Annotated in this window: 19 protein-coding genes; 14 read left to right on the forward strand and 5 right to left on the reverse strand. The window is 55.3% G+C overall.

The genetic code is table 11. From position 1 onward, the window contains the following. The first annotated feature begins 7 nt into the window (after positions 1-7). The 3 genes from FJ695_RS05030 to FJ695_RS05040 are packed head-to-tail and all read left to right on the forward strand — an operon-like array spanning position 8 to position 1,546. On the forward strand, positions 8-205 hold the full coding sequence (locus FJ695_RS05030; protein WP_209010927.1) for a twin transmembrane helix small protein: 198 nt from the start codon (positions 8-10) through the stop codon (positions 203-205). A 45-nt stretch (positions 206-250) separates the two neighbouring features. Beyond that, entirely contained in the window at positions 251-826 is a 576-nt protein-coding gene (locus FJ695_RS05035) for a cob(I)yrinic acid a,c-diamide adenosyltransferase (protein ID WP_141184418.1), read from the forward strand. Between the two features lie 27 nt (positions 827-853). After that, positions 854-1,546, forward strand: a complete 693-nt coding sequence (locus tag FJ695_RS05040; RefSeq protein WP_141184419.1) for a rhomboid family intramembrane serine protease — start codon at positions 854-856, stop codon at positions 1,544-1,546. Positions 1,547-1,556: 10 nt separating this feature from the next. Here FJ695_RS05040 and FJ695_RS05045 read toward each other — a convergent pair whose 3' ends face one another. Next, complete coding sequence (locus FJ695_RS05045; protein ID WP_141184420.1) at positions 1,557-2,696, reverse strand: aromatic ring-hydroxylating dioxygenase subunit alpha; 1,140 nt, start codon at positions 2,694-2,696, stop codon at positions 1,557-1,559. Then, the gene (locus FJ695_RS05050) at positions 2,693-3,280 is read right to left on the reverse strand and encodes a TetR/AcrR family transcriptional regulator (protein WP_141184421.1); all 588 of its coding nucleotides are present in this window, start codon (positions 3,278-3,280) and stop codon (positions 2,693-2,695) included. The genes FJ695_RS05045 and FJ695_RS05050 overlap by 4 nt, the downstream gene beginning before the upstream one ends. Positions 3,281-3,366: 86 nt before the next feature. Here FJ695_RS05050 and FJ695_RS05055 point away from each other — a divergent pair, with 86 nt between their 5' ends. Both FJ695_RS05055 and FJ695_RS05060 read left to right on the forward strand, forming a co-directional pair. Beyond that, on the forward strand, positions 3,367-4,266 hold the full coding sequence (locus FJ695_RS05055) for a sterol desaturase family protein (protein WP_141184422.1): 900 nt from the start codon (positions 3,367-3,369) through the stop codon (positions 4,264-4,266). Positions 4,267-4,275: 9 nt separating this feature from the next. Further along, a complete protein-coding gene (locus FJ695_RS05060; RefSeq protein WP_141184423.1) occupies positions 4,276-4,755 on the forward strand; it encodes a DUF2141 domain-containing protein in 480 nt (159 codons plus the stop codon). A gap of 22 nt (positions 4,756-4,777) precedes the next feature. Here the strand turns inward: FJ695_RS05060 and FJ695_RS05065 are convergent, their stop codons facing one another. Beyond that, on the reverse strand, positions 4,778-5,155 hold the full coding sequence (locus FJ695_RS05065; protein WP_209010928.1) for an RT0821/Lpp0805 family surface protein: 378 nt from the start codon (positions 5,153-5,155) through the stop codon (positions 4,778-4,780). 18 nt (positions 5,156-5,173) lie between these two features. Beyond that, entirely contained in the window at positions 5,174-5,944 is a 771-nt protein-coding gene (locus tag FJ695_RS05070) for a hypothetical protein (RefSeq protein WP_141184424.1), read from the reverse strand. 156 nt (positions 5,945-6,100) lie between these two features. On the opposite strand from FJ695_RS05070, the gene FJ695_RS05075 reads away from it, so the two are divergent. From FJ695_RS05075 to FJ695_RS05115, 9 genes are all read left to right on the forward strand, one after another. Continuing rightward, positions 6,101-6,643 (forward strand): RNA polymerase sigma factor, encoded by a 543-nt coding sequence (locus tag FJ695_RS05075; protein WP_209010929.1) that lies wholly within the window; start codon positions 6,101-6,103, stop codon positions 6,641-6,643. Then, positions 6,640-7,332: a hypothetical protein gene (locus tag FJ695_RS05080; protein ID WP_141184426.1), complete on the forward strand. Its 693-nt coding sequence runs from the start codon at positions 6,640-6,642 to the stop codon at positions 7,330-7,332. Before FJ695_RS05075 ends, FJ695_RS05080 begins: the two co-directional genes overlap by 4 nt. 276 nt (positions 7,333-7,608) lie before the next feature. Further along, complete coding sequence (locus FJ695_RS05085; protein WP_141184427.1) at positions 7,609-8,358, forward strand: electron transfer flavoprotein subunit beta/FixA family protein; 750 nt, start codon at positions 7,609-7,611, stop codon at positions 8,356-8,358. Positions 8,359-8,381: 23 nt separating this feature from the next. Continuing rightward, the gene (locus FJ695_RS05090; protein WP_141184428.1) at positions 8,382-9,314 is read left to right on the forward strand and encodes an electron transfer flavoprotein subunit alpha/FixB family protein; all 933 of its coding nucleotides are present in this window, start codon (positions 8,382-8,384) and stop codon (positions 9,312-9,314) included. A gap of 136 nt (positions 9,315-9,450) precedes the next feature. Further along, positions 9,451-10,332, forward strand: coding sequence for a 3-hydroxybutyryl-CoA dehydrogenase (locus FJ695_RS05095; RefSeq protein ID WP_141184429.1), 882 nt, complete (start codon positions 9,451-9,453; stop codon positions 10,330-10,332). A 9-nt stretch (positions 10,333-10,341) separates the two neighbouring features. Then, on the forward strand, positions 10,342-11,829 hold the full coding sequence (locus FJ695_RS05100; protein ID WP_141184430.1) for an acyl-CoA synthetase: 1,488 nt from the start codon (positions 10,342-10,344) through the stop codon (positions 11,827-11,829). 82 nt (positions 11,830-11,911) lie between these two features. After that, positions 11,912-12,115: a putative motility protein gene (locus tag FJ695_RS05105; RefSeq protein ID WP_141184431.1), complete on the forward strand. Its 204-nt coding sequence runs from the start codon at positions 11,912-11,914 to the stop codon at positions 12,113-12,115. 325 nt (positions 12,116-12,440) lie between these two features. Continuing rightward, a complete protein-coding gene (locus FJ695_RS05110) occupies positions 12,441-12,701 on the forward strand; it encodes a hypothetical protein (RefSeq protein WP_141184432.1) in 261 nt (86 codons plus the stop codon). Positions 12,702-12,743: 42 nt separating this feature from the next. Further along, on the forward strand, positions 12,744-12,956 hold the full coding sequence (locus FJ695_RS05115; RefSeq protein ID WP_141184433.1) for a hypothetical protein: 213 nt from the start codon (positions 12,744-12,746) through the stop codon (positions 12,954-12,956). Positions 12,957-12,975: 19 nt separating this feature from the next. On the opposite strand, the gene FJ695_RS05120 is transcribed toward FJ695_RS05115, so the two are convergent. Beyond that, entirely contained in the window at positions 12,976-13,638 is a 663-nt protein-coding gene (locus tag FJ695_RS05120; protein ID WP_141184434.1) for a TlpA disulfide reductase family protein, read from the reverse strand. Between the last annotated feature and the right edge of the window lie 17 nt (positions 13,639-13,655).

Below are 13,655 nucleotides of genomic sequence, written 5' to 3' on the forward strand. Positions count from 1 at the left end.
GGACACCATGATGGCTGAACTCATCAACATTCTCATTCCAATCGGCATGGCCGCCGTGGCCATCGTTCTGCTCGCCGGACTTTGGAACATGTTCCGCAACGGCCCGGCCAACCGGTCTCAGATGCTGATGCGCTGGCGGGTCGGTTTGCAATTTTTGGTCATTGTCCTGGTGATGGGTGGGCTCTACTTTTTCGGCACAGGCTAAGACAGTAGCCAAATTGGGACACGATTTCGGACGGGGCAGGACTTCATGGTCGTATTGAACAAGATCTATACAAAAACCGGTGACGACGGCACAACGGCGCTGGGGTCGGGCGAACGGCGGCCGAAGAATGATCTCAGGATCAACGCCTATGGCACCGTCGATGAGACAAATGCAGTTGTTGGCCTGGTGCGTCTGCATACGGAAAATACTTCGCCAGAAGTTGATGCGGTGCTGAGCCGGATTCAAAACGACCTGTTCGATCTTGGTGCAGATTTGGCGACACCGGAAACGGACCAGGATCTTGGTTACGAACCCCTCCGCATAACCGATGCTCAGGTCAGTGCCATTGAGGATGCAATTGATGTTCTCAACGCCGACCTGACTCCGCTGCGTTCCTTCGTGCTGCCCGGCGGCAGCGCGGCCTCGGCGCATTTGCATCACGCCCGAACGGTTTCTCGGCGGGCTGAACGTTTGATGGTTGAACTGTCGGCCCGCGAGAACATCAATCCGGCTGCCGTGAAGTACATGAACCGCCTCTCCGACTATTTCTTTGTCGCTTCCCGTTATCTAAACAACAAAGGCGACGCGGATGTTTTGTGGGTGCCGGGTAAAAACCGCTAATCATGTAGACAACCTCAGGACAGTGCCATGTTCCTTCCGCTTCATGATCACAACCAGCTGGAACATGTGCCCCGGCCCTATGTCAATCTTGCGCTGATTGCTGCCAATGTTCTGGTCTATGTCTTCGTTCAGGGCGCGGGATTTTCTGATGCAGCGAATGCGGCTGTCTATTCCTACGGGCTGATCCCGTCAGTCTTTTTTGATGTCCGGGAACTGGCGCCGCATCTCGAAGTATTGCCCGACTGGGCGGGTGTGGTCACCTATGCCTTCCTGCATGGGGATTTCATGCATCTTTTGGGGAACATGCTGTTTTTATGGGTGTTCGGCGACAACGTCGAAGATGCCATGGGACATTTCCGGTATTTGGTTTTCTATATTCTGTGTGCCGCGGCCGGCGGGTATGCCTACGCAATTCTTGATCCCAGTTCGGATGTTCCACTGATTGGTGCGTCCGGGGCTGTTTCCGGAATCGTCGCCGCTTATTTGATGCTGCATCCCAAAGTCCGCATCTGGGTGATTGCCTTCGGCCGCATCCCCCTGCGGTTGAGCGCTATGTGGTTGCTCGGCGCGTGGGTGATTTATCAATTTGTGCAGCTGTTAACGTCGTCCGGTGGTCAGGTTGCCTGGATTGCGCATATCGGCGGCATGGCGGCTGGCGCGGTCCTGATCATTTTCTTTCGCCGAAGGGGCGTGGTTCTGTTCGACCGGGATCTTCGGTAGGGTCCTCACTCTATTCGGGCATGTGCTTGATCATGAGGTCATGAAACCAGCTGATTGGATCTTCCGCACCAGCGCCCTTTGAGAGAGGGCCATGGACATAGGCCGGAGAGTTCAGGCCGCGTTGGACTTTTTCGCAGATCCAGACATCTTCAGTCTGGAAATCTCCTGTTTCCAAGGGCGGAACCGTCCAGAAGTCCGACGAAATTGTGTCCGTCTTTTTGTCGTAACCCGGAATATAGCGGCGCTCGTCCTTTGATTGCCACGGGCCAACCCAATGCCGGATTTTCATCCGGCAGCGCCCTGCCCGGATGGGCTCGAGGGTGGAAATCGAAATTCCATAAGGGGTTGGGACAATCAGAGTTGCTGGAAAGAGATAATAGACACCGCCGTATCCAGGTGTTTTAGCACTCTCGATCAGCCCAATTTTGCCAGCTTCATCGCGAATTTTCTTGGGCAACCGGTGTCTTATGCCGTCTTCTGTGGCGTACCAGATCATGTGCTCACCCGCGCGCACCCACTCATTTTGGTTGGGAACCGGACCACCAAGAGTGTTTTTGTGCAAATACGCTAGGTGATAACCGTCAATTGCGTTTTCAACGAAGACTTTCCAGTCGCATTTGAGATCATATGTGAGGGGTACTGCCTCACTGATGTCTGAAGCCGTTAAGTCATGCGGCCATTCCTTGCCGCGTAGTGGATTGATCCAGCTGTCAAAATCTGCGTCTTTGTTCGGATTGACGAAAACCAGGTCCTTGAAAATCCCGATGGCCGCTGGCAGGAGCCCATGGGCGGCCCGGTCTAAGTCGGCGAAACACTCCGTTCTATCCGGCACCCCGCGCAGGGCACCGTCGAGTCCATAGGTCCAGCGATGATAAGGGCAAACCATCGTGGATCCGCAATTTCCACTTCTACTCTCAAACAGTTCAGCGCCGCGATGGCGGCAGAAATTGTGAAATGCCCTCAGCTTTTCGTCCTTGCCTTTGACGACAAAAAGACCTGCACTGCCGCTGGCGACTGCCCGGTAGTCGCCGGGTTTCTGGAAATCATGAACGGTTCCGGCAAACGCCCATGAATTCATAAACAAGGATTGGCATTCCTTGTGAAACCAATCGGCATCCGTATAGGCCTCTCTGGGCAAACGTCTGGTCATGATGTTTTCTCCAGCGTGTCCAACAAAAGAAGCGCTGCCTGCTTCGAGGCTGTGGCCAACTGAGACATGTCACCAATCGGGTAAAGCGATTCCACATTGAAGTAGATGCCGGTTACACCGGCAGTGACAGCCTCCAGGACAGGTGCTTCGGCATTTGGAAACTCATCCTTGAGAATGCCGTTCACCGAAGCAAGAAACTCATTCGTCCATGTCTTCATCTGGCTGGCAAGCTCCGCATCCTCTGCAGAGGCGGCGATGAGGGCGGCAAAGACTTGCACGTTTTGTGTGTTGGCGTATTGAGGATCGAACAGCCATTCGATCAGGGTATGCGACGGTTTTTCAACTGGCAGAGCGGATCGGATAGCACCCATGCTGTCCCGGCTCCGTTTTAAAACCCGGTCGATAAGCGCCTTCAGCAAATCCTCGCGGTTGCCGACATTGTGCCGGACCAAGGGACGCGCCAATCCGGCAATCTCGGCGGTTTTGGCCAGGGTTGCCCCGGCTACACCATATCTCGACACGCAAATTTCAAATGCATCCAGGATCTGATCCCGGCGCTCATCTTTGATTTCGGGTCTCGCCATTTTTGTCCTGCGATAAATTACCAGACTTGACAATCAATCTAGTCAATCTTAGTTGATTGTCAATCTTGATAATTTTGGAGTGTGCTATGGATTGGCTTCTGACACCAGTAAGTGCTGGCTATCTGGAGTGGCTGGAACAATTCATTGATGATTGGTTTTTCGTCTTTGCGCTGGCTTTTCTCGGCTTTGAGTTCATCCGTTATGCCATCTACAAGAAGCTGTCCTGGACGCTGGTCGGAGATACGTTGACCAACTATGTCACGCTCGCATTCTTCATCGGGCTGACGATTCTGTTTCTGGGCGCGTTCTACATCGCGACCTTTTATTACGCTTTTCAGTTCGCCATCTTCGAGATTGAGATCAACTGGGCCACGGTCCTGATCTGCATCGTTCTGGCCGATTTGGCGTATTATTGGGAACATCGTTTCATGCACCGGGTCAATCTGGCCTGGGCGACCCACACGGTTCACCATTCCTCGCCGTTCTTTAATATTTCGGTCGCCTATCGGTTTGGCCCGATGGATTCCTTCTGGCCGGTCTTTTTCCACCTCCCGTTGGTCATCCTTGGCTTCAATCCGATCGTGGTTTTATTCGCTGAAGTGGTTGTGCAAGTGTATCAAACCGCCCTGCACACCGAGAGCATTCGAAAACTGCCCCGCCCGATCGAGTGGATTATGAACACGCCATCGCATCACCGGGTGCATCACGGCTCGAACACCAAATATCTCGACAAAAACTACGCGGGCATCTTCATCATCTGGGATCGCATGTTTGGCACCTTCGAGGAAGAACAAGAGGAAGTCGTTTACGGGTTGACCCAGCCGATCAACAGCATCAATCCATTTGTCGCTTTCTTCCATGGCTTCTACCGCCTGACATTGGAGACGTGGCGAATGAAAGGTCTTGGTAACAAGTTCGGTGTGCTTTTCGGACCTCCAGGCTGGCAGCCCAAGAAATCCCCTTCACAAAACAACTCCGTAGACTAGGAGCCCGCTATGCCAAGCAATGCGCAACGTTTTTTTGGCGTGATCACGTCAATAGCTATCACGGTCGGCGGAGCATGGGCCGCCAGCCAAATCCACTCACAACCAACACAGGCCGAGGTTTTATCGTCAACAAATGGGCTGACTGTCACTTTTGAAGATGTTCGAAACAAGAACGGCTATGTGATTGTCATGGTGTTTGATGATGCGGAAGCCTATGCCAATTATGATGTATCGAAAGTAGCGGGTTACAGGGAAGAACCGGCCAAAAGCGGGAGAGTTGTCGTTCGTTTTCCAGAATTAGACGCCGGACCTTACGCAGTCACAGCGTTTCACGATGAAAATGCGAACCAAGATCTGGATATGAACGGTCAAATGCCCAAAGAGGGTTATGCGACCAGCGGCGCCTCAGACGCCTATGACACTCCGCCCTTCAATAGAGCTGCCAATGTCCAGGGCACGGTCTCAATTCAGATGCATTATTTGGACTGAGAATAGGTCCGCATTCAGGTGTTCAGGCCGTTTGCCAGGTTCCGCCTTTGCTGCGGCAAGCCGAGCCTTTGTTGGTCTGGCTCTGGCCGGAGGCAAGCCGGATCCGTTCCCGGTACTCGCGGCAATAAACTCCGGCAGAGGTCTTCCAGGTTTTGACGGGAGTGATCGATCCGCTTGCTCCAGTCGCCGCATTTTTCCAGGTTACGCTTTTTCCGGACATGGACTTTTCAAGGGCATTTTGAAATGCGCCGCGCGCAAGCCTCTGGTCTTGATTGGTCAAAACTGTATTCGATTGTGCATCCGGTTTGACAGATGCCGTTGGAGAGCAAGCGGCAAGGATTGCGGAAAACGCCAAAACAGGCAGCCTGTTGGCTGCCTTTCCAAGTTTCCGACTGATCACGCTTTGTCTCCCCTCCAGTTATTGCCAGCCGCGATCAATGGCTTCCCTTTCCTCAGAAGCAGACAACGGCTCGCTCCCTGGCTCGCTGTCTCCCCGGAACTGGGATCTTTGTGGTGCCAGAGACACACCGGTATTTGGAGATCCCGGCGATTGTGCGGCACTTGAGGGATTATTCTCAGGACTGGCCGTTTGCCCGCTCCTGTCGCTCGACGTCCCTTCAGGTTCGTTGCCTTCCCGGTCCGACAAGCTTTCTTGGGCGCCACCATCTGGACCGCCGCCAGCACCGCCACGACCTCCGCCGCCTCGGCCTTCGCTATCGGAACCACCACGATCTCCGCCGCCTCGACCTTCGCCATCGGAACCGCCACGATCTCCGCCGCCTCGACCTTCGCTATCGGAACCGCCACGACCTCCGCCACCTCGGCCTTCGCCATCGGAACCGCCACGACCTCCGCCGCCTCGACCTTCGCTATCGGAACCGCCGCGGTCGCCACCGCCCCGGCCTTCACCATTGGAACCGCCGCGGTCTCCGCCTCCTCGGCCTTCGCCACCGCCACCACGGTCTCCGCCGCCCCGGCCGCCACCATTGCCGCCGCCGTCTCCGCCCCCCCGGCCATCAGATTCAGCGGCTGCGGCGATGGTTGTTTTCTGGTCGATCAAGGGGCTGAAGTAGACACAGGAAAACACCAGCACCGCAGCCACCACACCGGGCAGACGACGCACCATCGCAGAGAGGCGGTCATACGATGGCGTCTGGCGGGTGTGTTTCATATAGGTTTGATTTTTCAAGGCTTGCGTTCGCTCGCTTTAACGTGCCGGGTAGGCTTTCCTTTATAGAACCCTTAGATGACCCTGTTCCTTCCCTCAATGTAGTCAAATTTTTGCCGGGATCAAAAGCGTTACTCGGGTGTTGTAGTCTTCAAGAGAGGCCTGGCGGAGAACTTCTTGTCTGAAGAAACACTGAAAGCGGAGATGATCCGCCTGATACCGAAGCTCAGAAGTTTCGCCTTACGGCTGTGCCGGAACCCGGATCAGGCGGACGATTTGGTGCAAACAGCTTGTGAACGGGCGATCCGGTCGCTGGATCAGTTTGATCCGGCAACCCGCCTGGACAGCTGGATGTTCCGGATCTTGCAAAATCTCTATTTCAATACGCAGCGCGATACCGCCAACCGCGCCCGGCTGTTTGAGAAAGCAATGTTTGACTACGACGATACATTCGACGGTCAGCGGGCGGCCGTTTCCAGTTTGGAGCTGCAGCAAGTCCGGCGCTTTATCGAGCAGTTGGACGACGATAACCGCACGGTTTTGATGATGATCGCGGTGGACGGACGCACCTATAAGGATGTCGCGGAGGAGCTGCAGGTTCCTATCGGAACCGTGACCAGCCGTCTGGCGCGGGCCCGGCTGAAATTGCGGGACTGGCTAAACACCGGCAAGGCATCGGAAACAACATCTCAATCGGCATCTTCCGGGAGGGTGTCATGACATTTGACGAAAAAAAAGTTCAGGTCGATCTGGCCCAAGAAATCGGGCTCCTCTTGGATGGTGAAACGTCTCCTGAAGAACGTGAAGCCTTGTTAAAGCGCCTTGAAGGGTCGGCTGAAAGCGCCGACCTTTTGGATCAGATGGCCGCTGATCAGCGACTGCTTCAAGAAGCCCTGCCAGCCCACATTCCCGAATCGTCTCTCAAGAAGCTGGAAAACGTGATTGACCGGGAGTTCGAACGCCGACTGCCGCAAACAAAACCGGAAACCAACTGGACACGAGCGATCGTTTATCTTGCAGCGTCCCTTGTTTTGGTGGCCGGCACCTTTGCGTCCACGAATTTCTGGATGCAATCGCGTATGGATCAGGCCGTCGCATCCTTGGCTGCCCATATGGAGACGGAGCGACTGCTTCTGGCGCAAACGGTACAAGAAGCATTGGAAACCAAAGTCAGCGGCGAACCGGTCTATATCGGCCAGGATGGAAACTGGTCAGAAATTCTGACACCGATTCAGACCTACAAGAGCAAAAGTGGTCACTGGTGCCGGCAATATCTGCGTCAAACCCGCTTCGGAAAACTGGATATGACCATTCGCGGAACAGCATGCCGGGATGAAAATGGTGTTTGGACCACTGTGTTCGCCGAACCGGTTTCCGACAATTTTTCTCCGGAGACTCCCGGGATCTAGGATCCTTATTCCAAAATCCGGTCTTCTGACCGACTTCACCGCAACCTTTTGCCGCGCTGCCGTAATGTCATGTTTGCGACGCAACCTTGGCAAAGCACGGCAAATTACATGTTTAGACCTTTTGCTGCGATTGACAGCTGCCGCGCAGGTCAGTACCGTCCCGCGCCATGCGCCACGGTTGGCTTGTTTCCGCCGTTTGTGACGAAATGTTGCAAGATGGAGCAAGTCCTTTAATGCGGTGCGGTGAAAGCCGGCCCAGCAAGAGGTTGAGACCAAATGAAAATCCTCGTCCCCGTAAAACGGGTCATCGACTATAACGTGAAAGTCCGCGTCAAGCCGGACGGTTCTGGTGTGGATCTTGCCAACGTCAAGATGTCCATGAACCCGTTTGACGAAATCTCCGTGGAAGAAGCTTTGCGGCTGAAGGAAGCCGGCAAGGCAACCGAAGTCGTCGTTGTTTCTGTGGGCCCGCAGCAGGCAACTGAAACCCTGCGTACCGGCCTGGCCATGGGGGCTGACCGCGGCATTCTGGTCAAGACAGACGAAACCACTGAGCCGCTGGCCGTTGCCAAAATCCTAAAAGGTATCGTTGAAGCTGAAGAGCCGGGCCTTGTGATCCTCGGCAAACAAGCGATCGACGACGACTGCAACCAGACTGGTCAGATGCTGTCTGCGCTTCTCGGCTGGAGCCAGGGCACATTTGCGTCCAAGGTTGATCTTGGTGATGGTACTGTCGATGTCACCCGCGAAGTTGACGGCGGCCTGCAGACCGTCAAGCTGAAGCTTCCGGCCATCGTCACCACGGACCTGCGCCTCAATGAACCGCGTTATGCATCCCTGCCGAACATCATGAAGGCCAAGAAGAAGCCGATCGACGAGAAGACCCCGGACGATTTTGGTGTCGATATCGCACCGCGCCTGACGGTTGTCACCACAACCGAGCCGCCGGCACGTGAAGCAGGCATCAAGGTTGGCTCCGTGAGCGAACTTGTCGACAAACTCAAGAACGAAGCTGGTGTCCTTTAAGGACCGTCGCAGGAGGAAAGAAAATGACAACACTTCTTGTGGCTGAACACGCTGGCGGCGCTCTGAACGATGCAACCGCTAAAGCCATGACCGCTGCTGTAGCGCTCGGTTCTGACGTCCATGTCCTGGTTGCCGGTAAAGGCGTACAGGCTGTTGCTGAAGCTGCCGCGAAATTGACCGGCGCTGCAAAGGTTCTGGTTGCCGAAAGTGATGCTCTGGAGCACCAGCTGGCTGAGCCGACAGCTGACTTGATCGTCGGTCTTGCTGGCGACTATGACGCCATCGTTGCGCCGGCAACTGCCAACGGCAAAAACACACTGCCGCGGGTTGCTGCTCTGCTTGACGTCATGCAGATCTCTGACATCACCGCCGTTGTCGACGCTGAGACCTTTGAGCGTCCGATCTACGCTGGTAACGCCATCCAGACGGTCAAATCGGGTGATGCGAAAAAAGTTATCACCGTCCGGACATCTACTTTTGCTGCGGCAGAAGAAGGTGGCTCCGCTGCTGTAGAAGCTGTGGCAGGCACAGACGGCTCAGGCCTGTCCGAGTTTGTCGGTGAGGAACTGTCCAAGTCAGACCGTCCGGAATTGACTTCCGCCAAGATCATCATCTCCGGTGGCCGTGCACTCGGCTCTGAAGAGAAGTTCCAGGAAGTCATCATGCCGGTTGCCGATGCTCTCGGTGCCGCTGTCGGTGCGTCACGCGCCGCTGTGGACGCCGGTTACGCACCGAACGACTGGCAGGTTGGCCAAACCGGTAAGGTGGTTGCGCCAGATCTCTACATTGCCTGCGGCATCTCCGGTGCCATTCAGCACCTTGCTGGCATGAAGGATTCCAAAGTGATCGTCGCGATCAACAAGGACGAAGAGGCGCCGATCTTCCAGGTTGCCGACTACGGTCTGGTCGCGGATTTGTTCGAAGTTCTGCCGGAACTGAAGGCGTCCGTAGAATAACACCTGCGGCAAATTGATCACGGGCCCCGGGGTGAATGTCAGTTTTCGTCCCGGGGTTCTTGCTGTTCGGCTCAAGACTTGCCAAAAATAGCCGCAACAGGCCGTGAAAGGCATTTCATTTAGATCGGATATTCAGATGGCAGTCGAAATCAAAAAAATCGGCGTGATTGGCGCGGGTCAAATGGGCAGCGGTATTGCGCATGTATGTGCACTTGCTGGCTACGACGTCGGCCTAAGCGATATCTCCATGGAACGGATCGAATCCGGTCTGGCCTCGATCAACGGCAATATGGCCCGCCAGGTCTCCAAGTCGATCATTACCGAAGAAGAACGCACCGGCGCGCTCAGCCGCCTCAAGGCAGTTGAAGATGTCGATCTTTTGAGCGATGCGGATCTGGTGATTGAATCGGCTGTTGAGAATGAGCAGGTCAAACGCAAGATCTTCTCCCAGTTGTGCCCGATCCTGAAGCCGGAAGCCATTCTGGCAACCAACACCTCTTCCATTTCTATCACCCGGCTTGCGGCCACGACGGACCGTCCGGAACGATTCATCGGCATTCATTTCATGAATCCGGTGCCGATCATGGAATTGGTTGAGCTGGTGCGGGGCATTGCGACCGAAGACGAGACGTTCGAAGCGTCCAAACAATTCTGCGATCGCTTGGGCAAACAAATCGCAGTTGCTGAAGATTTCCCGGCCTTTATGGTCAACCGCATCCTGCTGCCGATGATCAACGAAGCGATCTATACCCTTTACGAAGGTGTTGGTTCGGTAGAATCCATCGACAAGGCGATGAAGCTTGGCGCCAACCACCCGATGGGTCCGCTGCAGCTGGCCGACTTCATTGGCCTCGACACCTGCCTGTCGATCATGCAGGTGCTTTATGAGGGGCTGGCGGACACCAAATACCGTCCGTGTCCGCTTTTGGTGAAGTACGTCGAGGCAGGCTGGCTCGGCCGCAAAACCCAGCGCGGTTTCTACGATTACCGCGGCGACGTTCCGGTGCCGACCCGCTAAGTCCGCCTCGTGAATCTTGCCCGCTACTGCCTGACCAACGCCGACCCAAATCCGGCCAAAACCGCGCTGGAAGTGGTTGGCGCATGCGGCGAGCGTTTAGAAACCTGGACATATGGCGATCTGACCCGGTCTGTTCTGGCTGTCGCGGCAGGTCTGAAGGCGGAAGGTTTTGAAACAGGCGACCGGGTTCTCTTGCGGATCGGCCACTCCAGCGATTTTCCGCTCCTGTTTTTTGGTGCCATTGCCGCCGGGCTGGTCCCCGTGCCGACATCCGCGCTGCTGACATCTTTGGAAACGAACACGATCCTCGCAGATTGTGGTGCAGCACTGGTGATCCATGATGGCAAAACTTCATTGCCAGATACCGGTGCCGCGAGGTTCTTTGGTCCAAATGAGATTGAAAAGCTCAAACAGGCAGCGCCTGCAGGTTTTGCCGAAACCCAGGCCGATGACCCTGCCTTTTTGATTTACACCTCCGGTACCAGTGGCACCCCGAAGGGCGTTTTACATGCTCAGCGATCCGCCCCGGCACGAGCGCCGATGTATCAGGGCTGGTATGGCATCAGCGCAGAAGACAGGTTGCTGCATGCAGGGGCGTTTAATTGGACCTATACCCTGGGTGTCGGTCTGATGGATCCCTGGGCCAATGGTGCGACAAGCGTCGTCTATGACGGGCCACGCGATCCACATGTCTGGCCGGAAATTCTTGAAACCAGTAAGGCCACATTGTTTGCGGCAGTTCCAAGCCTTTACCGGCGCATCTTAAAATATGCGGATGTCTCGCAAACCTCTTTTCCTGACCTGCGCCACGGGTTGACAGCGGGGGAAGCCCTACAGGCCGCGCTCTATCATGACTGGAAAGAGCGAAGCGGACGGGAGCTCTATGAAGCGCTCGGCATGAGCGAGATTTCTACCTATCTTTCCAGCAGTCCCGGCGTACCAGTCAAGCCAGGGTCTCCCGGCCGGCCGCAACCCGGCCGCAAAGTCGCTATTTTGGACGAGGGTTCAGAAGTGGCCCAGCCTGCGGCTGCAGATACACCAGGACTTTTGGCCGTTCATCGCGATGAACCGGGCCTCATGCTCGGCTATTGGAACCGCCCAGACGACACCAGTGCCGCATTTCTTGGCGACTGGTTCCTGACGGGTGATAGGGCCCGCGAGGATGCCGACGGCTACTATTGGTATGAGGGGCGCGCCGACGATCTGATGAATGCGTTTGGATACCGGGTTGCGCCGGAAGAGGTCGAACGAGCATTGGCGGCGCATCCAAGCGTCTCAGAAGTTGCCGTCACCGCCGTTCCCGCAGGCTCTGGGGTCGATCTTATTACCGCATTTGTGGTTCCCGCTGCGCCGGACAGTTTCAGCGAAGATGAGCTTGCCGCTTTTGCCGGGGAAAGGCTTGCTGACTATAAACGTCCGAAGGTCTACCGGCCTGTTGCCGAATTGCCGCGTACCCCATCCGGAAAGGTGCAGCGCAAAGCTCTGCGGAATGTTTAAAACCTTCTGAATTAAAGTAAATTTTCATTAACCTCTGCTTAAGCCCGCTCCGGTACAAGGGATCTACCTTCAGGAGACCAAGATGGACAGCGTTGGACTAGCCAACACCTTTGTAGCTATGAACCAGGCCCAAACCGGCCAGGCGATTCAGGCTGAAATGATGAAAATGGCAGCCCAACAAGACGCCAATCTCGTAGCACTCCTTCAGCAGGGCGCTGAGAATCTGCAAACCACCCAAGCAGCTCCACCTCCGGGCCTTGGCAGTCAGGTCGACGTTACCGCCTGAATTCCTGATAACAATTCCAATCTGTCGGCGGATCCATTACCGCTATTTGTTTCGTGCTTTGCAAGGCAATGGTGACTTTGCTTTGCGTTTCGCCCGGTGTTCAGCACTGCCGCAGCTAGTGCCTGAGGCCAATGACGGCCTGAGCTTTGTAAAAATGTATATAAAATCAGATGCTTGAGTAGAATTCATTCAAATTTTAATCAAATTGCTCAAGAAAAAGAAAACCCGCATCAACGCTGCTTATCAGTATTTCCCTCATTTTTCCTAGTTTCGCTAAAATTGAGCCTAAATAGCTAAGAGTCTGAAACCAAGAATTGGTAAGACGATGCCAGAAGGTATTGGATACGGATCAGCTTTGGCATTCCGGCCGTCTTTGCAAGTTCCGCGGATCGATCAGGTTGCGGAGCAGGCACAAACGATCAACGCCAAGCAGTCCGCAGCTGTTGCCGAGACTGTTCAACGGCAAGCGAATTTCAGCGCCAACAGAGCTGAAGCCTTGTCGCGTCAGGCCGAGCAGTTGCAACAACGCGCACAGCCTGCCGACCCTGGAGCAGGTTTGGGCAACCGGCTGGATATTTCCGTGTAACAGGAAATCCAGCCAAATCATTGCGCCAAAGGAGTATTGAGTATGGCGAGCGTATCTGACAGCACATCCTCGCAAGCGGCCTATAATACGGCCAATGTGCGCAGTGAGCTGGCGGCGAATGCGGTCCGTGATCAGAACGATCAGGAACGTCAAGTCGCACAGCGGCTTGAGGAGGCTCAGGCCACCAGTGAAGAGGACCGCCGCGAGCAGCGGCAGATCCCAGGCCTTGGCGAAGCCGTCGACATTACTGTCTGAGTGATTTTTGCGGAGGCGATTACGCCTCCGGTTTCCCCATCGCTGCGTTGATCAGCGCTTTGGCCTCGCCGGATGCCCATTCCGCGGGGCCATACATCGTTCCGACTTCACAGCCGTCGGGGCTGATCAAGATAGTTGTCGGCAGTCCGGTAGCGCGGGCGACTCTCCGCAAATCTTTCAAAAGCCCATTTGAAGCGTCTGAATAATAGGCGAGATGGCCGACGCCAATCTCGTCCAAAAAGGCTTTTGGTTTTTCTGGTCCACCACGGTCCAGATTGACCGCGACCACTTCAAAACCTTCATTGCCGAGATCCGCCTGAAGCTCATCCAGAGCAGGCATTTCCTTGCGGCAGGGTGCACACCAGGTAGCCCACAGGTTCAATAGAACGGTCCGGTCTTTAAAGCCGGCCATGGTGATCGGTTGATCATCTGGTCCCTTGAACGTTAGCCCGCTCAGGTCAAGCGGCTGGCTCGCCGGTAAGAAGGCCGCGACCTCCCCCTTGGCATGAGGGGTGGCCGCTTCTGCAGAAACCAGCGCAGCCGAACAGCTTTCGCCCCCAGCGTTGTTGCCATTTTGGCCGTTGATCACGTATAGAGCCGCTACAGCGGCCACGACACCCGCCAGCCCAGCGGCATAATAGCTTCGTCTGGAGGACTTGGCAGGTTCGGTAGGCTTCGTCATTCGTTCACACCTCGCAA

It is taken from the genome of Labrenzia sp. PHM005 (genome assembly GCF_006517275.1).
In the GTDB taxonomy this organism is placed as follows: domain Bacteria; phylum Pseudomonadota; class Alphaproteobacteria; order Rhizobiales; family Stappiaceae; genus Roseibium.

Bases quoted from the DNA above. Each gene is read 5' to 3' on its own strand.
- FJ695_RS05030 (WP_209010927.1), top strand. From the start codon at position 8: ATGATGGCTGAACTCATCAACATTCTCATTCCAATCGGCATGGCCGCC.
- FJ695_RS05035 (WP_141184418.1), top strand. From the start codon at position 251: ATGGTCGTATTGAACAAGATCTATACAAAAACCGGTGACGACGGCACA.
- FJ695_RS05040 (WP_141184419.1), top strand. From the start codon at position 854: ATGTTCCTTCCGCTTCATGATCACAACCAGCTGGAACATGTGCCCCGG.
- FJ695_RS05045 (WP_141184420.1), bottom strand. From the start codon at position 2,696: ATGACCAGACGTTTGCCCAGAGAGGCCTATACGGATGCCGATTGGTTT.
- FJ695_RS05050 (WP_141184421.1), bottom strand. From the start codon at position 3,280: ATGGCGAGACCCGAAATCAAAGATGAGCGCCGGGATCAGATCCTGGAT.
- FJ695_RS05055 (WP_141184422.1), top strand. From the start codon at position 3,367: ATGGATTGGCTTCTGACACCAGTAAGTGCTGGCTATCTGGAGTGGCTG.
- FJ695_RS05060 (WP_141184423.1), top strand. From the start codon at position 4,276: ATGCCAAGCAATGCGCAACGTTTTTTTGGCGTGATCACGTCAATAGCT.
- FJ695_RS05080 (WP_141184426.1), top strand. From the start codon at position 6,640: ATGACATTTGACGAAAAAAAAGTTCAGGTCGATCTGGCCCAAGAAATC.
- FJ695_RS05085 (WP_141184427.1), top strand. From the start codon at position 7,609: ATGAAAATCCTCGTCCCCGTAAAACGGGTCATCGACTATAACGTGAAA.
- FJ695_RS05090 (WP_141184428.1), top strand. From the start codon at position 8,382: ATGACAACACTTCTTGTGGCTGAACACGCTGGCGGCGCTCTGAACGAT.
- FJ695_RS05095 (WP_141184429.1), top strand. From the start codon at position 9,451: ATGGCAGTCGAAATCAAAAAAATCGGCGTGATTGGCGCGGGTCAAATG.
- FJ695_RS05105 (WP_141184431.1), top strand. From the start codon at position 11,912: ATGGACAGCGTTGGACTAGCCAACACCTTTGTAGCTATGAACCAGGCC.
- FJ695_RS05110 (WP_141184432.1), top strand. From the start codon at position 12,441: ATGCCAGAAGGTATTGGATACGGATCAGCTTTGGCATTCCGGCCGTCT.
- FJ695_RS05115 (WP_141184433.1), top strand. From the start codon at position 12,744: ATGGCGAGCGTATCTGACAGCACATCCTCGCAAGCGGCCTATAATACG.
- FJ695_RS05120 (WP_141184434.1), bottom strand. From the start codon at position 13,638: ATGACGAAGCCTACCGAACCTGCCAAGTCCTCCAGACGAAGCTATTAT.